22 protein-coding genes are annotated in these 23116 nt (G+C 47.9%); 6 read left to right on the top strand and 16 right to left on the bottom strand.

What is annotated here, in order from left to right; translation table 11 throughout:
- Positions 1-137: 137 nt before the first annotated feature.
- From MHB84_RS15780 to MHB84_RS15750, 7 genes are all read right to left on the bottom strand, one after another.
- On the bottom strand, positions 138-1358 hold the full coding sequence (locus MHB84_RS15780; RefSeq protein ID WP_076287581.1) for an FtsW/RodA/SpoVE family cell cycle protein: 1221 nt from the start codon (positions 1356-1358) through the stop codon (positions 138-140).
- Positions 1359-1570: 212 nt separating this feature from the next.
- Positions 1571-2791 (bottom strand): FtsW/RodA/SpoVE family cell cycle protein, encoded by a 1221-nt coding sequence (locus MHB84_RS15775; RefSeq protein WP_076287580.1) that lies wholly within the window; start codon positions 2789-2791, stop codon positions 1571-1573.
- Between the two features lie 85 nt (positions 2792-2876).
- Positions 2877-3761 carry a peptide chain release factor N(5)-glutamine methyltransferase gene (gene prmC / locus MHB84_RS15770; protein WP_083678765.1) on the bottom strand — a complete coding sequence of 295 codons (885 nt, stop codon included), beginning with the start codon at positions 3759-3761 and terminating at the stop codon, positions 2877-2879.
- Positions 3762-3786: 25 nt separating this feature from the next.
- Positions 3787-4854: a peptide chain release factor 1 gene (prfA, locus tag MHB84_RS15765; RefSeq protein WP_063566965.1), complete on the bottom strand. Its 1068-nt coding sequence runs from the start codon at positions 4852-4854 to the stop codon at positions 3787-3789.
- Between the two features lie 382 nt (positions 4855-5236).
- Positions 5237-5836, bottom strand: a complete 600-nt coding sequence (locus MHB84_RS15760) for an SUKH-4 family immunity protein (RefSeq protein WP_076287578.1) — start codon at positions 5834-5836, stop codon at positions 5237-5239.
- Between the two features lie 226 nt (positions 5837-6062).
- Positions 6063-7163 (bottom strand): redox-regulated ATPase YchF, encoded by a 1101-nt coding sequence (ychF, locus tag MHB84_RS15755; RefSeq protein WP_062321666.1) that lies wholly within the window; start codon positions 7161-7163, stop codon positions 6063-6065.
- Positions 7164-7355: 192 nt separating this feature from the next.
- Positions 7356-7826: a GNAT family N-acetyltransferase gene (locus MHB84_RS15750; RefSeq protein WP_256716719.1), complete on the bottom strand. Its 471-nt coding sequence runs from the start codon at positions 7824-7826 to the stop codon at positions 7356-7358.
- 357 nt (positions 7827-8183) lie between these two features.
- On the opposite strand from MHB84_RS15750, the gene MHB84_RS15745 reads away from it, so the two are divergent.
- Positions 8184-8615, top strand: a complete 432-nt coding sequence (locus MHB84_RS15745; protein ID WP_076287577.1) for a hypothetical protein — start codon at positions 8184-8186, stop codon at positions 8613-8615.
- Between the two features lie 303 nt (positions 8616-8918).
- Here the strand turns inward: MHB84_RS15745 and fni are convergent, their stop codons facing one another.
- From fni to MHB84_RS15700, 9 genes are all read right to left on the bottom strand, one after another.
- Positions 8919-9986 carry a type 2 isopentenyl-diphosphate Delta-isomerase gene (gene fni, locus MHB84_RS15740; RefSeq protein ID WP_076287576.1) on the bottom strand — a complete coding sequence of 356 codons (1068 nt, stop codon included), beginning with the start codon at positions 9984-9986 and terminating at the stop codon, positions 8919-8921.
- Between the two features lie 333 nt (positions 9987-10319).
- Positions 10320-11801 carry a phytoene desaturase family protein gene (locus tag MHB84_RS15735; protein WP_076287575.1) on the bottom strand — a complete coding sequence of 494 codons (1482 nt, stop codon included), beginning with the start codon at positions 11799-11801 and terminating at the stop codon, positions 10320-10322.
- A complete protein-coding gene (locus tag MHB84_RS15730) occupies positions 11798-12946 on the bottom strand; it encodes a glycosyltransferase (RefSeq protein WP_076287574.1) in 1149 nt (382 codons plus the stop codon). The genes MHB84_RS15735 and MHB84_RS15730 overlap by 4 nt, the downstream gene beginning before the upstream one ends.
- Before the next feature lie 2 nt (positions 12947-12948).
- The gene (locus MHB84_RS15725; protein ID WP_076287573.1) at positions 12949-13707 is read right to left on the bottom strand and encodes a lysophospholipid acyltransferase family protein; all 759 of its coding nucleotides are present in this window, start codon (positions 13705-13707) and stop codon (positions 12949-12951) included.
- Entirely contained in the window at positions 13676-14443 is a 768-nt protein-coding gene (locus MHB84_RS15720; RefSeq protein WP_076287572.1) for a carotenoid biosynthesis protein, read from the bottom strand. Before MHB84_RS15720 ends, MHB84_RS15725 begins: the two co-directional genes overlap by 32 nt.
- Positions 14443-15315 (bottom strand): phytoene/squalene synthase family protein, encoded by an 873-nt coding sequence (locus MHB84_RS15715; protein ID WP_076287571.1) that lies wholly within the window; start codon positions 15313-15315, stop codon positions 14443-14445. Before MHB84_RS15715 ends, MHB84_RS15720 begins: the two co-directional genes overlap by 1 nt.
- Entirely contained in the window at positions 15312-16775 is a 1464-nt protein-coding gene (locus MHB84_RS15710) for a phytoene desaturase family protein (RefSeq protein ID WP_076287570.1), read from the bottom strand. Before MHB84_RS15710 ends, MHB84_RS15715 begins: the two co-directional genes overlap by 4 nt.
- The gene (locus MHB84_RS15705; protein ID WP_076287569.1) at positions 16772-18322 is read right to left on the bottom strand and encodes a phytoene desaturase family protein; all 1551 of its coding nucleotides are present in this window, start codon (positions 18320-18322) and stop codon (positions 16772-16774) included. The genes MHB84_RS15710 and MHB84_RS15705 overlap by 4 nt, the downstream gene beginning before the upstream one ends.
- Positions 18323-18610: 288 nt before the next feature.
- The gene (locus MHB84_RS15700; RefSeq protein WP_341143053.1) at positions 18611-19729 is read right to left on the bottom strand and encodes a MerR family transcriptional regulator; all 1119 of its coding nucleotides are present in this window, start codon (positions 19727-19729) and stop codon (positions 18611-18613) included.
- Positions 19730-19774: 45 nt separating this feature from the next.
- Here MHB84_RS15700 and MHB84_RS15695 point away from each other — a divergent pair, with 45 nt between their 5' ends.
- The 5 genes from MHB84_RS15695 to MHB84_RS15675 all read left to right on the top strand — a co-directional run bounded on the left by MHB84_RS15695 (position 19775) and on the right by MHB84_RS15675 (position 22918).
- Entirely contained in the window at positions 19775-21253 is a 1479-nt protein-coding gene (locus tag MHB84_RS15695) for a phospholipase D family protein (RefSeq protein ID WP_076287568.1), read from the top strand.
- Between the two features lie 125 nt (positions 21254-21378).
- A complete protein-coding gene (locus MHB84_RS15690) occupies positions 21379-22002 on the top strand; it encodes a TetR/AcrR family transcriptional regulator (protein ID WP_076287567.1) in 624 nt (207 codons plus the stop codon).
- Complete coding sequence (locus MHB84_RS15685; protein WP_024632750.1) at positions 21999-22340, top strand: DMT family transporter; 342 nt, start codon at positions 21999-22001, stop codon at positions 22338-22340. The genes MHB84_RS15690 and MHB84_RS15685 overlap by 4 nt, the downstream gene beginning before the upstream one ends.
- Complete coding sequence (locus tag MHB84_RS15680; RefSeq protein ID WP_076287566.1) at positions 22340-22654, top strand: DMT family transporter; 315 nt, start codon at positions 22340-22342, stop codon at positions 22652-22654. The genes MHB84_RS15685 and MHB84_RS15680 overlap by 1 nt, the downstream gene beginning before the upstream one ends.
- 132 nt (positions 22655-22786) lie before the next feature.
- On the top strand, positions 22787-22918 hold the full coding sequence (locus MHB84_RS15675; RefSeq protein ID WP_256716718.1) for a hypothetical protein: 132 nt from the start codon (positions 22787-22789) through the stop codon (positions 22916-22918).
- The last annotated feature ends 198 nt before the right edge of the window (positions 22919-23116 follow it).

Here is a 23116-nt window from a genome sequence, read left to right as displayed (position 1 = left end):
CAAAAAAAGACCTTCACCTGACAGCCGCAGGCAAAGATCGGACTAGCACACAAATCACTTACTGCTCCATAACATACTCCAACACCCTTGGGAAGATGGATGTCCAAGGCAAAGTTGAATCATACCAAAGTTTAAGTTCACGCTGTTGTCTTTTCCTTTTTGACCATACTCCATAAACGTTCCAGCAAGGTAGGTCGTTGTTCTCCCATAAGAAGCTCGTCCTCGTCTTCCTGACCATACAATTTAATGCTCATCACCAGCCCGATACAAGCCATATTAATAAGCAACGAGGTGCCCCCATAGCTGATAAACGGTAGCGTAATGCCCGTAAGCGGCATCAGCCCGAGGAAAGCGCCAATATTTTCAAATACCTGATATAACAACATGCCGATAATCCCTACAATCACGACAGGTCCTGCCCTATCTCTACATTGTAATGCGATTAACACCATACGATGAATGAGGATAAAATACATTAAGAGCAGAACAGATCCACCTACAAAACCAAACTCCTCAGCAATGACCACAAAAATGGAATCTGAATATGTGTACGGTACACGCCCCGATTGGACGGATGTGCCCTGCATGTAACCTTTGCCTGTTATGCCTCCCGAGCCTATGGCGAGACCCGCATTTTTCGTATGCCAGGAAGCTTTCGACGTTGCTTTATCCGGTACAAGCCAGGGATCAATTCGCTCGGCCCAATGCTCCCTGTTCGCCTTTTCCAAGAAGGTAAAAATCTCATCGTGATACGACGTATATGCTTTGACGAATCCAAAAAAGGTGATTCCCACAATAGCAAGAGCAATTAATGCATGAGACCACTTGATATTCCCTATCCATAACACAGCAACCAGAATCACGATGTATCCGAGGGCGTTGCCCAGGTCATTCTGAATCATTACGAGTGCAAAGGGAACGAACGTCCATAAACCAATGGGCACGATATCTTTCCAGAAATGAAGCGTAGAATTTTTTCTTTTGACCAATAAATGAGCTAGAAACAGAATTAAGATCATTTTAAACAATTCTGCCGGTTGAAAAGAAAGATAATCATTAATCTTTATCCAGCCATTCGCATTATTAATAGGTCCGCCAATAAAGTTGACAAGAACCAGTAGAATGATCCCCACTGCGTAAATATAAAATGCATATTGGATATACAGTTTATAATTCACTAATCCAATACCGATGATGGCTAGGAATCCAATCCCGTAAAACAGCAAGGTTTTGATATGATGATTGCCCAATTTCGGATCGGACTGAATCGCACTGTACACCGTAAATACACTCATGACCATAAGCAGCAACAACACAAACAGAATAACCCCATCCATCTTCTTCAGCATTCTCAGCATGTTCCCACATATCCCCCTGAGGTTTAATACCCAATAATTATTTCCATTAGTCTTTAATATTACCATTGTATAGAATTGGAAGACAAATTGGAAATCCGTCAAATAAATAACGAAAAACCCTGAAACCCACAGATCCATCTTGCTCTAATCTGTTGATTCCAGGGTTAGCTTATATCGTATTCACTTGCAAAGAGTCTGGCCTAGGATCAAAACTATTGCTCCTGCTGTGTTGATTTGCGTCTAAATAATTTCAATACCAGTTCCGTAATGCTTGGCTGTTCTGAGGAACCGAGTATATCCTCGTTCTCTTCTGTATGCACTTTGATACTCATCACAAGTCCCATACTAAGCATGTTGAGCACAAGCGAGGTTCCCCCGAAACTGATAAACGGCAGTGTAATCCCTGTCAGCGGCATCAGACCAATGAACGGACCAATGTTGACAAAGATCTGGTAGAGCAGCATCGCTATAATACCGACAATCAGGTATGGCCCTGCCCTATCCTTACACTCCAGTGCAATCAGCACCAGCCTGTGGATCAAGATAAAGTAGAGCAGCAGCAACACCGATGCTCCAACAAAACCAAATTCTTCACCAATCTGCACAAAGATCGAGTCCGCGTAGGCCAGCGGCACCCGATTCGACTGAATCGTGGTACCTTCCATGTATCCTTTACCACTAATACCTCCAGAACCTATAGCCAACTTGGCATTGTAGGTCTGCCAGAGCACGTCCCTTGACGTCTGATCCGGTACAAGCCAAGGGTCGAAACGATCTGCCCAGTGAGAGCGACCAATGTCCTTCAGAAATTTTACAATTTCATCATGGTAATGAATATAGGCTTGTGTCCCACCGATCAAAGCGGCCACGGCTATGACAAAACCGATCAGGGCATGCGTGAATTTGATATTGCCTATCCAGAGAAGCCCTACCAGGATAACGACATAACTCAGTGCATTCCCCAAGTCATTTTGAAGCAAGACGAGCAGCAACGGGGGAAGCACACAGAGTGAAATCGGGATGACATCTCGTCCAAAAAACAACGGCCTGTTTTTCTTCCTCGCCAGAAGCGCTGACAGGAAGACAATCAGACATAGTTTGAACAGCTCGGCAGGCTGCAAGCTCAGGCCAAATATGGACAACCATCCTTGAGCACCGTAATACTCCTGACCGATAAACATGACCAGGATAAGCAAAATCATGCCTACCGCGTAGATGTATAGATAATTTTTAATAATCACTTTGTAGTTGATCATGGACATCCCGAAAAAGACGATAAAACCTATAATGTAAAATATTACGGCTCTTTTGGGGAAGGCTTCCCATTTCGGTCTGCCGAAGGTAGTACTGTAGATCGACAAGATACTGATGACCATCAGAATGAGCAATATAAAAACAATCGAATAGTCTATTTTTTTGAATTTATGCAGCATGTAGTTATGTTCCTCCAAGCATTCAGCAATCTTCGGTATATCTCATTGTAGAGGATTTCACGTCAAAAAGAAAACCCGTGGAACCTTACATTTTCGTCACCTGTTCCGAAGTACGAACACCCAGTACATGCCGTTCAATGCCTGCAAGGTCTGGCACGACGATAATTTCCGGCCAATATCCGGCCGATTCAAGCAGAGCTGCGATGTCCCCAGCCTGACCCTGACCCAGCTCAAAACCGATGATCTGCGGCAGTGCAGGCAGCAGCGCTAGCTGATCCAGCATGATGCGGTACGGCCCCAGCCCATCGGGGCCGCCGTCCAGCGCCGTGCGCGGCTCATGGTCGCGCACCTCGGGCTGCAACCCGGCGATATCTGCCGCCGGGATGTAAGGCGGGTTGGACACCAGGATGTCCACCCGTGCCCCTGCGAACGGGGCCAGCAGATCGCCTTTACGGAAGTCGATCTGTACCCCGTTCGCGGCCGCGTTCCGCGCGGCCACTTGCAGGGCAGCCGCCGAGATATCTCCGGCGCCTACCTGCCAGCGCGGGCGCTGCGAAGCCATCGTCACTGCGATGGCGCCGCTGCCCGTGCCAATGTCGACGGCGAGCGGAGCGCCGCCGGGAAACACGCGGTCGGCTTCGCGCAGCACAGCCTCGACCAGCAGCTCAGTCTCCGGCCGCGGAATCAGCACGGCCGGCGTGACCTCGAACGGCAGCCCGTAGAATTCCTGGCTGCCGATAATGTACTGCGCCGGCTCACCCGCAGCCTTGCGCGTGACGGCGTCTTCCCAGCGACTACGAAGATCGCTGGGAAAGGGCTCCGGCTGCATCATATAGTACTCGGCCCCTTCGCGGCCGAGTATATGTTCCAGCAGCAGCCGGGCATTGTTGTGCGGCTCGTACACGCCGCACTTCTCCAAAAAAGAGGAAGCCTCCACGAAGGCTTCCCGACAACTCTGTTCCGGCGTCATGACAAACTGCGCGCGGGTCACAGCATTATTCTCCTCTATCCATCATATCCGTCTGCTCGGCAATCGTCAGCGCAGACACGATATCCGCAATCTCACCATTCATGATTTGATCCAGCTTGTGCATCGTCAAACCGATACGGTGATCCGTAACACGGCTTTGTGGAAAATTATAAGTACGAATCCGCTCACTGCGGTCACCTGTACCCACTTTGCTCTTCCGTTCACTCGAAATCTTCGCTTCTTCTTCCTGACGCATCATATCGAAGATACGCGTACGCAGAACCTGCAATGCTTTTTCCTTATTCGAGTTCTGGGATTTACCATCCTGACACGTAGCCACAATTCCCGTTGGAACGTGAGTTACCCGTACAGCCGATTTCGTGGTATTAACCGATTGTCCACCAGCACCACTGGAACAGAACGTATCTACACGGATATCTTTATCATGGATTTCAATATCAAAATCTTCGGCTTCAGGCATAACCGCTACTGTGGAAGTAGACGTATGAATCCGGCCGCCCGATTCCGTTGTAGGAATACGTTGCACACGGTGTGCGCCACTTTCGTATTTCATTTTGCTGTAAGCGCCGCGTCCATTAATGAGGAATACAACCTCTTTGAAGCCGCCCAGATCATTTGTGTTAACGTCCATCAGTTCGACGCGCCAGCCTTGCGTATCGGCATAACGTGTGTACATCCGATAGAGATCCGCTGCAAATAGTGCCGCTTCATCCCCACCAGCAGCTCCACGAATTTCAACGATGACGTTTTTATCATCATTCGGGTCTTTTGGCAGCATGAGAACACGAATCAGATCGTCCAGTTCTTTCTGGCGAGTGCTCAGTTCATCAATTTCCATTTTGACCATTTCACGCATCTCGTCGTCCAGTTTCTCGCCCTGCATTTCTTTCGCAGCTTCAAGATCCTGGCTTACCTGTTTGTACTCATTGTATGCTTCATAGGTAGGCTGCAGGTCCGATTGTTCTTTGGAATATTCCCGCAACTTCTTGTTGTCACTTGCTACATCCGGGTCACACAGCAACTCGCTGAGTTTCTCGTAACGGTCGGCTAACGCCTGTAATTTATCAAACATGTATAGTCACCTCACGCGTTATTTTCGTTCCAGCATTCAAATTTCATTCGATTCCGATAGGCATGCATTTCATGCATCATCAGACCATTTATATTTCACAAGGCACGGAGTTCTCAGAAATCCCTGACCGTAACATTCATTTTATGATCGACGTATAACATCGCTACAACGTCATCAAATCCTTTACTTTTAAGTTATATAAAAGAAATCGCGTACCCGGTATCAACCCGCTTCAACTCATTCAGCCGAGCGTGAAATTCAACATAGGTATACGACTCTTAATTATAGCATATTCTTATGTTCCTGAATAGCAACTGTTTGCGGATCCTGCATCCAAATTTTGATTTACTTATTCTACGCAACCAAATTGATTTGCAAAGGACTATAAGAGATCATCCTCCAGCTGCTCAAGCACAACACTCCACCATGTATCCTCATTCAAGACACTCATCGGGTCCTTTTCCACAAATAATAAACGAAGTTGCTTTAACACAAGCTTCCTCGCCGATTGAGAAGAAGATTGTTGTGAAGGTATAATCTCACCCCGCCGAAAAGCAGCCAGCTTCGCCTGTGCTTGCTCGAGCGTCATCACAGTTGGCTCGTAGCTCTCCGAATTCTCATTAATAAATGCAACATACCTTTGCAGAAACTCGATAAATAGAGTCAGATTGGAGTTCATGAGGCTGTACTCTCCCGTTTGCACATCCACCCTGTAGAGCGTACCCACATCCGTTTCCAGTCCCAATATAGCTGACGTCTCCTCATACTCATAGCCAATAGGAAGTAACGTTTTCCGATCATCCCGAGTCCTTATGAGACCTTGTTCTGTCAGAGGTTTAAAATGTATACCGAGCAAGTTCTCATCATCCAGACGGAGCTGTGGCAAGCCGAATCTCAATAATAGTTCCTCCGTCTCCTCAGGCAAACGAGCTGTTTGCACAAGCGTTTGGTTATATCGAACGTACTTCGACTGTTTCTCCAACTTGCCACCTCCCGTGAGCCTTCTTCCCTTTATTATATCCAGAGCGAGTAAACAATCCAGTAGGACGTACAGGATATACAGACAATTTTATTATTGAATACTTTAGGCTTATTGAAGAATATTCTGCCCTATGTAAAAAGCCCTGCCATCTTCAAAAGAAGACGACAGAGCTACTATACTCGTATATTCTATATTCAAGTATGTTTTCTTATCTAGATTATCGAGATTAGACGTTGAAGCGGAAGTGCATAACGTCGCCGTCGTTGACAACATACTCTTTACCTTCTAGACGAAGTTGTCCACGTTCTTTCGCACCGTTCATGGAACCAGCAGCAACCAGATCGTCGTAGGAAACAACCTCTGCCCGGATGAATCCGCGCTCGAAGTCGGTGTGAATGACACCCGCTGCGCCAGGTGCTTTTGTACCCTTACGGATTGTCCAAGCACGAACTTCTTGTACGCCTGCTGTGAAGTACGTATACAGGCCCAGCAATTTGTAAGCAGCTTTGATCAACAGGTTCAGACCGGAATCCTCGATACCGAGCTCTTCCAGGAACATTTGTTTATCTTCGCCTTCAAGCTCCGAGATTTCTTCTTCAACCTTCGCACTGATCGGCACCACTTCTGCATTTTCAGCAGCTGCGAATTCTCTTACTTTTTGCACATAAGCATTGTTCGCCACATCACCGATTTCGTCCTCAGCTACATTGGCTGCGTACAGAACAGGCTTCAGCGTAAGCAAATGCAGATCGCGTACGATCAGGCGTTCTTCGTCTGTAAGCTCCATGCTGCGTGCTGGCTTGTCTTCGTAGAGAACAGCCTTCACTTTCTCCAGTACTTCCACTTCCTGAGCAGCTGACTTGTTGCCGCCCTTCATGTTTTTCTTGGAACGATCGATTTTTTTCTCAACACTCTCGATATCAGCCAGGATCAGCTCCAGATTGATCGTTTGGATGTCGCTTACCGGGTCAATTTTGCCATCGACGTGTGTGATGTTCTCGTCTACAAAGCAGCGTACCACATGTACAATCGCGTCTACTTCACGAATGTGTGCAAGGAACTTGTTACCAAGACCTTCGCCTTTGCTCGCACCACGAACAAGACCTGCAATATCTACAAATTCAAACGCCGTTGGTACCGTTTTTTTCGGTACAACGAGTTCTGTCAATTTGTCCAAACGTTCATCCGGTACTTCAACGATCCCCACGTTAGGGTCAATCGTACAGAACGGATAGTTTGCCGATTCAGCACCAGCTTGTGTAATTGCGTTAAACAGTGTGGATTTACCTACGTTAGGCAAGCCCACGATTCCAGCTTTCAAAGCCATGTATATGACAACTCCTCATTGATTACTTGTTCGGTATGGATAATCCTATACATTATATATGACAAACCCCAAGGCATCAAGGAACTTCGCCAATTCGACCAGAGTACTATCCACTTCCCGAAATCCCCGGTTACTGCGGACGATTCGTTTTGCGTAGATCATACGTTTGACTTCGATTATCCGTGTTCAGGTTTACCCTTTGATTTCCTTGTACATCGTTAGATCGGTTACCTCGTACCCCATCTTGCGATACAGGCTGCTTGCCCGCACATTATGTCCAAACACATGCAGACCAATGCGATCTACGCCAAGACTCAAGGCTTCCCTTTCAAGTGCCTCCATCGTCTCTGTACCATAACCCTTGCCCCGATAGGCTTCTTCGACCACAATATCTAGCAAAAAAGCGTCTTTGCCACGGCGGTTATCCGTAACGTTAAACCAGATATAACCCACATTCCCGTCCACGGCATGTACCAGATTATAGAGGTAAGCACCCGGTGTATTCAGCCCTTCAGGCAAATACTTATCGTAGGCTGCCTCCGCAAGTCCCTGCGCCTCTTCCGCAGCCCAAGTACCCACCTCCACTTTCTCTTCTGCAAAATCTTTAATCGAGCGAACACGGAAACTTGTATATTCTTCTTGATTCATTGCGGTTAGCTTCACAGAGTATCCCTCCACATTCATAAATATGTATACAGTTCTGGTGATGTATTCACTACATTAGAGCCTTATCTAAATATGTTATCCTATTCAACAAAATGACGCTAATGATTTCATTTGCGACTCTAATTGTCTTGATACTTACAAACAAACGGAAATAGACCGCCCTCGGCAAAAGGAAGCGGTCTATTTTTAGGCTTTCATTCTAAATCCGGAGCCGAACGGCCCTATTATAACATCCATTTTAATGCGCAATCCACAATTCAAGCCCCTGTTCCCACGTTCATCTGTAAATTCCTATACAACTTTTAGTTACCTCCCTCTGTCTATATCTATATAAGAGAAAGGAGCAGAATACTTATGAATACGCGTCGTCCCTTTTCAAAAAGGAAAATAATCATCCTATCTACAGTGATTCTCTTCATTGGGTTGGTTGTTTCTATGGGTTACCAGGCGATGGACCCCTTTAGACATTTAAGGATCACAATTTATAATCAGTCCGATTATGATCTTTCAAATATCACAGCTCGCGTGAGCAGCGGCATTGACTCGTCCAATACAAACAAAGAGGGTAAGATATACACCTTAAAGAAAGGTGTACCCAGCAGTGAACAAGTGAAGTTCGCTCCACAGCTGCGACTCTCCGGTGAAGGATCCATCTATCTGGAATTTACGGATAGCCGTGGTGAAACCTATAACAAGACGGTTTGCGGTTATACCGAATACTTGTCTGGCAACTCCTATGTAACTGTAACCAACGAAACGATAACTGTGAAAGAAGAATGTATGTAGCCTTTTTTCCCTGGTTTAACAACAAAAAGAGGCTCCCCAATACGCCATGACCTGACGGGGTGCCACTTTTAACACGTTAAAGTTATCAACTTGTAACGAATCACACACGTTCTATTAGATCTTAATTGCACAGAATTGGCGGGGTAACGAACCACATACGCTTTATACCCTCATTTTGCATGTCACATCATACGGTTTGCAGGAATAGCGTGTCTAAGGTTCGTTAGTCTATTCATCCCAAGCAAATGCACATAATAAAATGCATCCAATTCGTTAGCTCAGCTCACATATAACCAAATCGAGTCAACGCCGTTCCACCAGACGTGACGTCTGCTTCAAATCCTCGATCTGTCCTGCACCAATACCAAACATCACGGTACGCAGCTCGAATTCAACCTGTTCCAGCCGCTCATTCAGCGCATCATCGGAAGCAACCGCGGATTCGAGCAGAGATCGTCCAAATCCAGCGAGATCGGCTCCGAGCGCGAGGGCTTTGGCCGCATCAACGCCTGAGTACAGTCCACCGCTGCCAATCAGAACACCTTCCGGGTTTACCGCTCTCACTTCCTGAATACACTCAGCTGTCGGAATACCCCAATCTGCAAAGGCTTCTGCAGCCGCACGACGAACCGGATTAGAATTCCGGAACTTCTCGACCTGCACCCAGCTTGTACCACCTGCTCCAGCCACATCGATAAAGGCCACACCTGCTTCGTACAATCGCTGTGCCGTTACTCCATCGATGCCAAAACCCACTTCTTTCACGCCAACAGGTACATCCAATTGACGGCACAACTCCTCGATCCGCTGAAGTAATCCGCTAAAGTCTGTATTTCCCTCCGGCTGAAAAATCTCCTGCAAACTGTTCAGATGAAGCACAAGCATGTCCGCTCCCGCAATCTCAACAGCCCGCTGGAAATCAGCAGTGTTGAAGCCGTAATTTAGCTGCACCGCTCCAAGGTTCGCGATGACCGGAATATCCGGTGCCCAGCGCCGCATATCAAAGGTCGTTGCCAGCTCGGGCTGTTCCACGGCAGCCCGAATTGAACCTACGCCGAGTGCCCAGCCTCGGGCGTTCGCCACACGGGCTAGGCGCTCATTGATGGCGCCCGTTGTCTTGCTTCCACCCGTCATCGAACTGATGAGCAGGGGTGTGCGCACCCTTTTACCAATAAACGCAGTCTCCAGACTTACCTCTTCAAAATTCAATTCAGGTAACGGGTTATGACGAAAAGCATACCGCTCCATTCCGCTGGTTACCCCTTCTCCTGCAACATTCTCTTCAAGACAGAGGCGCACATGTTCCAGCTTCCGTTCCCCCGTAGCCACCTCGGGAAGCAGCCGTTCGCCGGCTCGCTCTTGTTCATTCATGATGAGACCTCCTTATGTGAGAATAGTGCTGATGGACAGGATAATTGCCAGTTCCGGCTAGGTTCCGTTCAGGATTTTGCCCGATACAGCAGAGAGATTCTCAGAAATATTAATTCTTATTATGTAACGTACAAACGGTATGATTTGGATCTATATTATAAATAATAGTCACACTCAACGCGTCAACTCTACCAGTATAACGTTCCGGCCCGGCAATGGAAAGGGTGCCCCGAAACCCAACAATAACTTGAATTTCGAGGTCCAATTCGTATTTGCTACTCAGATATTTGGAGGTTGGGTAAGTCATTCTGTTAAATGAATCTCTTCTATAACTTACGTTACGATTTCCGATGCAAGCTGCACTCCAACAAGTTGCCCGGACAATGTCACAATCGGTGTTCCGCCGCCCGGATGCGTCGTGCCACCCACGTACCACAGTCCTTGTACATCCTTGCTTTTGTTGCCGGGGCGCATGAAGGTCTGCTTCACGGAGTTGGACGAGATGCCGTAAATCGACCCTTGATGGGCGAGGGTATCCCGTTCTATATGCTGTGGCGTGTACCGGATCAGGACATCCGACTGCTTCAATCCCGTAATCCCCCGCTCGGCCAGCTTCTCCAACACCAATTCTCCATAACGATCCATCTGCTCATCCCAATGCCAGGAGTCCGACAAATACGGAGCGTTCACCAGAATGAACAGATTGCTGGCTCCCGCTGGAGCCATACCCGCTTCCGAATAACCGGAATAACAGATGTAGATCGTGGGATCGGCAGGCATTTTTCGGTCACGGAAAATATGATCAAACTCCGGTTCATACCGTTCCGGGAAAAAGACGGTATGGTGCAGCAGGGATTCATACTGTCTCCGCACACCAGCCAGTGTCACGAACCCCGAAATCGACGGCTCATACTTGCGAATTCGCTCATCGCTCATCTGTTTGCGATATTCTGGCGCAAGCAGCAGCCGATTGACGCTGAGCACATCTCCATTGGCAACAACCTGATCAGCTTCCCGGAAGCCCTGATCCGTATCCACACCTGCTACTTTGCCATTCCTGACAACAATTTGCCGGACTTCGATGCCAGTAACGATCTGCACCCCTTTTTCCTGTGCAAGCCGTGTCATTGCTTCTATTAGTTGATAGGTTCCACCCTTGACCCCATAGATGCCCTCTTCTGCTTCCACATGACCCATCATGGCAAAGATTGAAGGCGCCTGATATGGTGATGACCCAACATAGGTAGCATACCGACCGAACATCGCAAGGGTATGAGGGTGTTGGAAATAAGAACGCAGCAGCTTATCCAGCTTCACTGTAGGTCGTACGCGCAGCAGACTGCGCAGCATTCGAAGATTATATTTATCCTTTGGCGACAACAGTAGCTTTCCAAGAAAATGACGATTAGCTTCCGCATACAGCGCAGCAGACTCATCCATAAATGCATCATAACGAGCCGCATCTTCTGCGCTGTAGGCAGCAATCTGCTCCTTCATCCTCTCTCGATTGCCCGACAAATCGACCACGGTCCCATCTGCAAAACTATTACGTGTACGTGGTTCCAGCTCGTATAACTGCACGTAATCCTCCATCACTACACCTGCGTGATCGAAGACGGAACGGAAGCTTGCGGGCATCGTGATCGTACTTGGTCCTCGGTCAAAATGATATCCATCCTGCTCAATCTGTTGCAGCTTTCCACCAACCCGCTCCTGCCGCTCCAAAATGGTGACCCGTACGCCCTGCGAAGCTAGACGAATAGCACACGATAGACCTCCAAATCCTGCTCCGATAATAATGACGTTACCCTTCAACTGTACCGCCTACCTTTCCATACATACCCCTTGCCGGAACGGCCTGCCTGCCAGGAAGCGATACCGATCGCAATGACACAGGCCATGCTAATCGGTTGCAGGATAGCAAGCCACCAGGGTTGTCCTCCAGCGTGATCCGATACCCTTTTAACTGCCATCCCGAGTACGGTCCCCACAAGACCATAGATGATGGAAGTAGAATTCCCGGTCAACAAACCGATCATCAGACCGAGCGGAGGCACAATATACATCAGTGTATACATCAGTATCGTGCCTAACAGCAGCACATCTTTGCGCCCCATACCTTCGTACATGTTTTTCTTATAGCCGTTCCACACTTCTGCACCATTCTGGTACATTCGTGTATTTGTCACATCATGAACATCGGCCAGCATAACGGGATGTCCCGCACGCTTAACCGCCTTCGCCAGACTCATGTCATCGACCAGATCAGCCTGGATTGCAGCATGTCCACCCGAGGCCTTATAACTGGAACGGTGAATGAGCAAAAACGCCCCTGTAGCGGCTACAAACATCGGATTAGATGATCTGCGTATCATGAAAATGGGGAGATGACTGATGATGGTGAACACCATCATGGGTACAACGAGCTTTTCCATCCAGGTCTTCGTCACCTGATAGGGGAATCCCGTTACGAGGCCGCCGCCCTGCTCACACCCCGCAGCAATAGTCTGCCGGATGGCCTCAGGTCCCAAGCGAACATCGGCATCCACGAACATAAACCATTCACCCTTGGCCTCCTGCACCAGTCGGTGACAGGCATGAGATTTCCCCATCCAGCCTGCGGGAAGCTCCACACCATGCAGCAGGCGTACACGTGGATCATGATCGGCAATCGACTGAACTATGGCTGCGGTCTCATCTTCGGAGCGATCATCCAGCACCAGTACTTCCATCTGGAATCCGGATGTATCGCTGGCAAGCACACTTTCCACACATCTTTGAATGTGCAGTTTCTCGTTGCGGGCAGGAATTAGCACAGATACCAGGATATCCTTGTCTTTCAATTCATCTGCGTTGAATGAACGTACTTTGGGCAGACAGGAGACGTTCCATATTGCAAACATCAACTGAACGCCCAATACACAAGTCAGTATGATCCAACCTATTTCAGATGCACTCATCGCTAACGGTTCACCCGCTTTCGTGCCGCATCGTATTTTTCACTTGTTGAACGCACATGCCGAATCAGTGGAAAAGCACCCGGAAAACTCCCCTGCCCGATGCGTACCAGCTCTGATTTATGATCATTCAACTGCTTCTCCAGCACCCTGCTCAATCTGGTCGCAATCTCTTCACTCTTCCATGCCTTCCATTCTTCTATCAAAGGCGTACCCACCTGCATCGATACCTCCGGCAAATCATGCTGAACCATGCCATGACACAAAGTCACAGGTACAGCTATGGCGCGTGGAGAGCGGCGTAGCAACAAACCAATGCCTGGGCGAAACTCAATTGGCCTGGCATCCTGATGCAGAATTTCCCCTTGGGGAAAGATCCAGACCCTTTTGCCGGAGTGAAGCAGCTCGGTCGTATATTGCAAGGAGGTTCGAATACCGGACGCATCCTCCTTGTTGATTGAATACGCGCCCAGTTTACGGAAAAAGGCATATTGTCGCAGCTGCTCTTCTTCCATCATGACATAATGATCGCCTCGGGAAGTCTGCTGCGATGCATGATAGAGCAGTAGACCATCCCACCAGGAGCTGTGGTTCATGAAATAGATGACCGGTTGATCCGGTTCCATTGGTGAACCCGTATTCGGTAACAGCGGGTCCAATGAACCTGATAGTGTAAATGAGCGAAAACGTCTCCGCAGCAAATAATAATGATTGTATAAGGAAAAAATCCGGTTAAACGGTTTTGATTTTACGGCGCGAATCATATAGCCAGCTCCCCTCAGCAAGAAGCACACCTACAATAGCAATGATGAAGCTGCCCGTAATTCCTTCTTTGAGAGCTAACAACCCAAACAAAAGAATAAACAGCTGATACAACCACTTCGCACGCAGCAATGAGCTTCGATCTGAAGGCATTGCGGGAAGAAACAAAGAGAGAAACGCTCCCATTACAAACCAGCTTATGTAATTGGTCCAGGGCACACCGTAGAATCCACCTGGAGCTTGCCATTGCCAGAATCCTCTGGCATGCGCAACCGGGTCCAGCACCAGGTCGAGCACGATAGCCCAAAATCCGGTCTTAACCGCCCGAATCAGCTTGCCAGTCCAGGTCGATCCACCGCCACTGAGCAGAGCCGAGTTACCTACCACGGCAATCCAGGCGAAGCCTAATGTAACGGGTACACTGAACAGGTGGATTCCGAAGAAGTCCGAATACGAATATTCGCCAAAGGGCCAGTGTGTATGCACGCCGACCCATTCTACCCCCATGCCACCCAGCCATATAATAAAGGAAACCACCCAGAGTTCAGGTTTCATCCAAATGACTGACTGGTCGGACAACCCTGACCGTTTCCGTCCTTGATATATCAGATCCAGCACATACAGTGCATAGAAGATTAGAAACAATCCGTTGGAGAAGGACAGTACATCCGGAACACCGATCGTCAGCATCAGTACCGCTCCGATGATATACCACGCCCAGTACAGGCCCTGAACCATCAGGATACCGCCGTGCGGGAGGCATGGTAAGCCAGCATTGGATAACGTTTCACAATGGCACCCAGCATCTCCAGTTTCAGTTCATCACTGACAAATGCACGCTTCGTATACACGTCATAGTCGTTGCGCTCAACCGCATGCAGAATAGTCGAATAAAAGGCTGCTGCCAGCTCAATCGCAAATGCACTTTCGGTTGGATACGTATCCAGACGGTCCATACCGATACTGAACCAGCCCAGGGCAGCTGCTTTTAATTCATGAATAATGGCTTTAAACCTTTCATCAACAACACCGTTAGCCCAATCCTGTTCGGAATATCCATGCTTCTCCATCAACTCCAGCGGAACATAGCGGCGGAGCCTTGCCCGGTCTTCACCCACATCACGGATAATGTTGACGATCTGCATACCTTTGCCCAGCGCAATCCCGTTCATCGCAACGTCTGCACCGTTATCATCCCGCAATACAGGTAGCAACATCTCGCCCACGGTTCCGGCAACCAGATAACAATACTGCTCCAGTTCCTCCATTGATGTATAATGCGTTACTTTAAGATCGGTTAATTGACCGTCCATTTGACGAAAAAAAGGTCCCTTGTCTAGATGAGGGAAACTTGTAAACAGCCATCGTAATGCCGGCCAAATAAAGTGTCCTTCCGCTTCTTCCAACAGATTGAATAGATGGCGAATTTCATGAATCGTATAGGGCGACTGCTCCGGCTCATCCACACTGTCATCGATCATACGGCAAAAAGCATAGATCACGTACACGGCCTCGCGGCGTGGGCTGGGCAGACCTCTGAAGGCTTGATAAAAAGATGACGAGCCCTTTTGCATTAATTCCTCACACTTGTTCAAAATCGCTTCATTCATGTTTCCATCTCCTTCATGAGTAGATTCACTGCCATCCGTGCACTTTGCATCACAATAGGAACCCCGCCTCCCGGATGTACAGAAGCTCCAGCTGCATATAGTCCCCGGATTGCCGGGAACGGCTTCGGTTGCGGACGATATACACCGGATTGAAACAATACGGGTGCGATGCCAAAGCTGCCGCCGCCATACATCCCGTCACGCTCAGCGTCAGCGGGTGTACGTATTTTTTGCCACTTAATCGCTTCACGAAGTCCCGGAAATCCGCGTTGCTCCGCTTCTTCCAGTACACGCTCTGCCAGCGCCTCGCTCTCCCGAGACCAGTCGACACCATCGGCATCCGGCACCGGAATGAGGAAGTACAACACACTCTGACCTGGCGGAGCTGCCGTCTCGTCCAATGCAGCCGGATTAAATACATAAAAAGAGGACTTCGCCGGAATACGGCGCTGGTCGAACACTTCCCGCAAACTGCCGTCCAGACTTGGAGGCAGGAAAAACTGATGCGTCGTTGCATCATCCCACGTTTTGTCTACACCCGCGTAGATCAACACACATCCCGATGAGGGACGATATGGCTTTCGTTTGCGTGAACCATCAGGCGTCTGACCAAGCAGACCCGACAGATGGGGGAAATCGCCATTGTAGATAACTGCATCCACATTTTCTGCGCCTGCGGCGGTTTCTATACCTTCGCATACACCATTTTTAATATTCAGTCCCGTCACTTCGGTGTTTAATACGATGCGACCACCACGTGATATCAGTTCCTGTTCCAGTATGGTAGGTAATGCAGCATAGCCACCTTTCACCATCCAGATGCCATATTCGTGCTCTGCATAAGGAAGCAGGGAGTAAATTCCCGGCGTACCGAAGGGAGATCCGCCAATATAAAGACTTTGCAGCGAATATGCATCCAATAGTTCCTCATGCTGAAAATAATCACCTACAGCCTTCCGTACACTCTTGTGTGCGCGTAATCGGCCCATCAAGGACATCAGAGACGGAGTGAAGAAATCCCTTTTTCGCGGAAAAGCCCGTTCCAGAAACGCAGCCCGTCCCGCAGGAAACAGCGTGTCCATATCTTTCATAAATTTTGAGAATCCCTGACTTTCTCCAGGGAAGAGACGTTCAATCTCTTCGGCCTGCTGTTCACGTGCCGTCATTTTGGTCATCACACGACCGCTGCTATAATGCACCCTGTACAATGGATCACAACGCAGCAGCTCAATCTTCGAACGATCCACCCCTGCTTCCTCCAAAATGCCAAGCAGCATCTCAGGCAGAAGTACGATGGTCGGGCCTTGATCGATCCGATAGTCCCCTTCCTGCTCATAGCCGATACGACCACCAACTCTGGAACCCCGTTCATATACGGTTACGTCCCAACCCTGTCGATTCAGAAGCAACGCTGAAGTCAGTCCGCCAATACCTGCACCTACAATGGCTGCCCGTTTCATGAATGGCCTCCTGCTTCCGCCGTTTTCACATACGAGGATGGTTTTGAGCGCTTGCGAGCGTCCTCTTCCTGGATCAGCTTCACGCTGATTCGAGCTGATTCAAAGATGGTCGGCAATCCACTGCCCGGATGTGTTCCACCACCTACCAGCCACACCCTTTTCAACTCTTCAAACTGGTTATGCGGCCGCAGGTACATCATCTGCCCAAGATTATGAGCCATATTAAATGTTGCTCCACGGTACACGTCGAGTTCATTTTGCCAATCCAGCGGTGTAAACATCATGGATTCTTCAATACGACTGCGGATGTCTGACAACTCAGGAATCAATTCCATCCGCTTCATCATCGCCTCCCGCACATTCTCCCGTTCTACCTCCCAATCGATGTCTCCGGTAAGGTTCGGCGTAGGCATGAGAACATATAATGCAGATTTTCCTTCCGGTGCGAGCGTCGGATCGAGTCTGGAAGGGTTATGAATATAGAGGGATGGATCCGCAGACAGCACTTTATGCTTCGTAATCTCGTCGACGTTCAGTCGATAGTCCTCGGGAAAATAGATGGAATGATGCGGTAAATCCACTTCACCGTCCACACCCAGATACAGCATGGCTGTGGAGCAAGAGAATTTTTTACGCTTCATTTTCTCCGGTGTATATTTCTTAAGTACGCCAGGTTCAAACAGATGGTTCACGGCATGCGCAAAGTCCGCATTAACGACGACATGATCTGCTTCAATGCGTTCGCCATTTTCAAGCAATACGCCTTCTGCACGACCATTGCGAACAATGACCTGTTTGACCGGACAGGATGTATGTATTCGTCCTCCATATTCTTCAACGACATCAGCCATAGCTTGAAATACGCGATTGACGCCGCCAATAGGGTGAAACAAACCATAGTTGTGCTCAATAAACGACAGAATCGTAAACGTACCCGGGCAATCCCATGCAGACATGCCAAGGTATTTGGATTGGAACGTGAATGCCCAGCGCAAGCGCTCATCCGTGAAATAGCGGGACAGAATGCCATAGACCGTATTGTTAATATCGAGTTTTGGCAGAGCTGTCATGGCATCTCTTCGCAAATAATCCGCCAACTTGCCGAAAGGTCTGCGCAGCAAAGGCATAACTTTGCCAAACTTCACTTCCTCTTCCTGCATGAATCGAAGGTAATTGTCCTCGTTGCCGGGGAAAAGCTCCTTAATCTGTGCGGCTGTATCTTCACGGTTACGGGAAGGCTTAAACACCTTATCGCCAAAGTTCAGTGCATATAGCGGAGTTAGCTCTTTCATCTCCACATAGTCGGATAATTGGCGTCCCACAACATCGAACATCTCTTCAATCAGCTGAGGCATCATCAAAAACGTCGCACCCCGGTCGAACCGATATTCGCCCAGCTCCAGTCTGGAAGAACGTCCCCCGATGACTGGCTGTTTCTCATATACATCTACTTCGTACCCCTGGCCGGACAATAACATCGCTGCTGCAAGTCCACCCGGACCTGCACCAATGACTGCTGCACGTTTACGTTGCTGATTCGGTATCATGCCACTCACCTTTCCTATGTTAAGAACTATCTCTAGTACTATAGTCTCTAACCTATTATTAAACCGCCCTTGAACTGTTCAAGCGGGTAAACGCAAAAACATTATACAAATGTAGTACAAATATTATACAACCTATTAAATCAAAAAATGACCCGCTGGTCAAATTCTTTATTAAGATATTTTAGAAAGCAAAAAAACACCCTCCGCGCTCTTGCGTCAAAGGATGTCCTGTATATCTAAACCTATACATTTTATTTTAAAATACATTTTCAAAAAGATACGAATCCGTTATCTTCGCCCAGGCGAATGTTCAACAAAATACTCACGTTCCATCCATGATTGCCAATCCGCTGAATCTCCGGGCATAATCCACTGCGGATAACGTGCGTTCTCTGCACGCTCATAGCCCTTCCCTCCAAGTACAAAGCGCATATCAGGGAACTCGTCCAAAATTCGTCCTATGAGTTGATCACACCGTTCAAGCAGTTCTGAACTGGTAATCGAAAGACAAATCAACCGAATTTTCTGCTCCCGGATAATTGGATATATTCCTTCTTCAGGTGTGTTAGCTCCGAGATAGAGCACTTCTGCACCATTTTTACGCATAAACAGGGAGAACAACAATAAGCCAACCTGATGATGCTCCCCTTCCGGGCACAAGGCTAGAACTTTGGGCAGATGCGGATAGATCGGGAACAGATGGAAAAACTGATAAAAGCGCTGAGAAATCAATTGAGTCATAAAATGTTCTTGAGCGACCGAAGCCCTGCCCTGCTCCCACGCATCCCCAACACGAACGAGAATTGGCACCAGCACATGATAAAACATTGAATCATATCCGTACATGGTGAAGCCAAAATCAATCAAACCATTGGCCCGTTCGCCCTGAAAGTTGTATAACGAGTCGTAGATCTGATCGGCTATACGTACATATGCTTCTTCCATCGTGGGTACTGGTGGCGTAAATGACGTAGGCACTGCAGCAGCTTCCTGTGAACTGCTTTTGTTCACCTTCAACATGCGTACCGCTTCCGAAATATTGGTCTGGTGCTGCTCCACTTGCTCTTTCAACCAGCGCAGATCTGCAACGTTCTCTTCCGTGTACAAGCGATAACCCGATTCCGTCCGCTCAGGGGTGACCGCACTGTACCGATTCTCCCAAGCCCGGAGCGTTACCGTCGGAATACCCAGCATGGCAGCGACTTGTTTGATGGAATACACCTTATTACCTACTTTCTTTCCTGAAATAGCCGGACTTTCATAGGTTAAACGAATCCTTATCCCGCCCTTGTCAGGTATATGCAAATCCGAACATTCCACAAAAATAATACACTCATTATACACAACGCTCATATGCATGTCGATTGAATCGATCGAATTGGTTTTGCACTGCTTCAATGTTGTCATCCGGGTGGTAATAGAAGTCAGCAAGTTCAGAAAGGGGAGTTATTGTTGTTTTCTTATTATCGCCGCCAGACATCAGGCCGCAAGTCTTCACGCGGCAAATTTCCATACATACGAACAGGTCTCGTACTACTGGTTCTATGGCTCATCGCCGTCATGCTCTACCAGACCTATAAACCTTTACCAGCCGGCGTTTCCTATGAAAGTCGTGAATACCGTGTGGATCAGGTGCAATTTCTGCATGATTTGACTTACCCCTCTGCTGACGGACAGATGGAGCACGAACAGCAGATCTTCCAGCGCATGCAACAGATCGTTGAAGACGCGGAACAGTTCGTCGTCGTTGATATGTTTTTATTCAATAACTACCAGCACAAAGGTCAGAGTTTTCCACCCGTCAGCACTGAGTTCACGGAAACACTCGTCGCCAAAAAAAATCAGAACCCGGACATGGATATCTGGTTCATTACGGATGAAGTGAACACCAACTATAACTCTGCACCCAATCCACTGCTAGAGCAGATGAAACAGGCTGGAATTCATGTAGTGATCACAGATGTAGACCCTTTACGCGATTCCACTCCCGTGTACTCCGCGGTCTGGCGAACCTTCTTCCAATGGTTTGGCCAATCCGGGAAGGGATGGATTCCGAACCTGATGGCAACCGACGGACCGGATGTCACTGTGCGTTCCTACCTTAAGTTGCTCAATGTGAAAGCCAATCACCGTAAAGTGGTGGTCAGTGAAAAAACGGCCATCGTCTCTTCGGGTAATATTCATGATGCCAGTGCCTACCATTCAAACATCGCTTTTGAAATAACTGGACCGATCATCGGCGATATCCTTGAGTCGGAACAGGCTGTGCTGAATTTCTCAGGCGGGGGAAAACTTCCTTCCTATACAGCTCCTTCTACAGATCCGAATAAGGGAGATTTGCGAATTCGTTATCTAACGGAGGGCAAAGTGAATGACGCGGTGCTCCATGAGATCAATCAATCGGCAAAAGGGGACACCTTGTGGATGGGCATGTTCTACATTGCTTCCCCCAAAGTATTGGACGCCCTGCTCGAAGCCTCAAAACGGGGAACCGAGATACGGCTTGTACTCGACCCGAATGAAAATGCCTTTGGTCAGGAGAAGACTGGTATTCCCAATCGTCCTGTAGCTGCTGAGTTACATGATAAATCAGATGGCAAAATCCAAATTCGCTGGTATAACACTACCAAGGAGCAGTATCATACCAAGATGATGTATATTGCCAAAGCTACCGGGGATCATATCGTCCTTGGAGGATCGACCAACTTCACCCCCAGAAACATGAATGATTATAATCTGGAAAATGACCTCTGGGTTGCTGCCCCACCAGACAACTCATTCACTCATGATGTCGCGAATTATTTTGACCGGATATGGAATAATGAAGATGCCGAGTTCACCCTGGACTTGGATGAATTTCAGGAGAAGACTACATTTTTGAAAGAAATCGTATATAAGCTGCAGCTGATTTTGGGTTTAACGACCTTCTAATTGAAAATAAAATCTCTAGCATAAACCCGCCTGTACACTATCGTGCAGGCGTTTTTTGTGGCTTGACAGGGAATATAAAGTGTGAAAATATAGGTTACCTAACGACCGTTAGGAAGGTGAGAATAATGACTGCACATTTGATTCGGGATGCAGCCCTGTTCCATTTTGCAAGAGATGGATATGAAGGAGCCTCCTTAAGAGCAATTGCTGACGAAGTCGGGATTAAAAAACCGTCCATATATGCACATTTTAGCGGCAAGGATGACCTGTTTTTGCAAACCCTTGCGCATGCGTTTAAGGATGTTCAGCGTCGAACGCTGGAATATTTTCGTGATCACGCCGATCTGCCACTGGAACAAAGGTTGAAGGGTTTACTGATATGGTTTGAGCAGGAGTATAACTGTAATGCCTCTGCCCGCTTTATGCTGCGTATGTGTTACTTCCCGCCGCTTTCGCTATATAGCGAAGTGATGGATCTCGTTTATCCGTTCCTGGACGGTATGGAGCGGTCACTGACACGAATGCTGCAAGGAGCGACGCGCAGGGGAGAACTACAGGCTGTTCCAGCAGAACAAGCTGCGATTACTTATATGACTTTTCTCGATGGCATCACAGTTGAGATTATTTATGGAAGTTCACGTCGATACCGAAGACGGATTGAAGCTTCCTGGCCAGTCTACTGGCATGGCATTCATCATCTGAAACAAGAGGCACAGCCCGTTGTGCCGAAAGGAGATTCATCATCATGAACCGCAACTGGTTATATGTATTTATCGGAGGACTCATTGAGATTGTATGGGTAAGTGGGCTGAAACACGCCTCCAATGTTTGGGAGTGGGCTTTGACGGCCCTAGCCATCATCCTCAGTTTTGGATTAATCATCGCTGCTTCCAAAAGATTGCCTGTGGGTACGGTATATGCCGTATTTACGGGGATTGGTACTGCAGGTACGGTACTGACTGAAATGCTGCTATTTGGTGAAGCATTCTCACTCGCCAAAGTTTTGCTAATCGGTCTTTTGCTATGTGGTGTGGTCGGACTGAAATTGGTCACGGATCAACAATCGGCAAAAGGAGGTGAAGCATAATGGCTTGGATGGCAATTGTGGGTGCAGGCATATGTGAAATTTTTGGCGTCATCGGCATTAATGGTGCTTCTTCCCGGAAGGGCTGGCCTTATATCGTGCTCATGCTTGTATCGTTCGTATTCAGCTTCTCCCTACTATCCTATGCGATGATGTCTATTCCCATGGGTACCGCGTATGCGGTGTGGACTGGAATTGGTACGGTAGGCAGTACGTTAACAGGGATGTTCCTGTTCGGTGAGCGGAAGGAAACCAAGCGGCTACTGTTTATTGCCATGATTTTGGTGGCGGCAATCGGATTGAAACTGATTACGTAAATACCTTCATTATATTTTTTATAATATTTAATTATTAATAAAGACGACTTCGTTCAGGAAGTCGTCTTTTTGGGATATGATATAAAAGGAAACCTCCTCACACTCTGTTACGTAAGAAAGGATGTCGTGATGATGAAGAAATTGTTCGCGCGCATGGGTTCTTTTACCGGTTACTTCTTTCTGATCGCTGTCGGAGCCTTTTATTTGTTTGCTCTTGTAGCCATCATCCTTCTAGCCATTTACGTCTTTAAGGGCGGAGCCTGATATAGACTATTTTGAACTCATCCTATTCAGCTTGCTCGCCCTAACTAACCTGAGTACTCATACTTATCATACATATTGCAATGAACATTCGTCGCTCATTATATAACCTTTATGGCGTCTACATGTTATAGGAAAAATGCTCCAATCCCCTCATATTACGCCTCTTCTTTTTCCATTTTTCTCCCATTTGAATTCCGT

Source organism: Paenibacillus sp. FSL F4-0087, from assembly GCF_038020215.1.
In the GTDB taxonomy this organism is placed as follows: Bacteria; Bacillota; Bacilli; order Paenibacillales; family Paenibacillaceae; genus Paenibacillus; species Paenibacillus taichungensis.
This window is presented reverse-complemented; position numbering and strand designations above follow the sequence as displayed.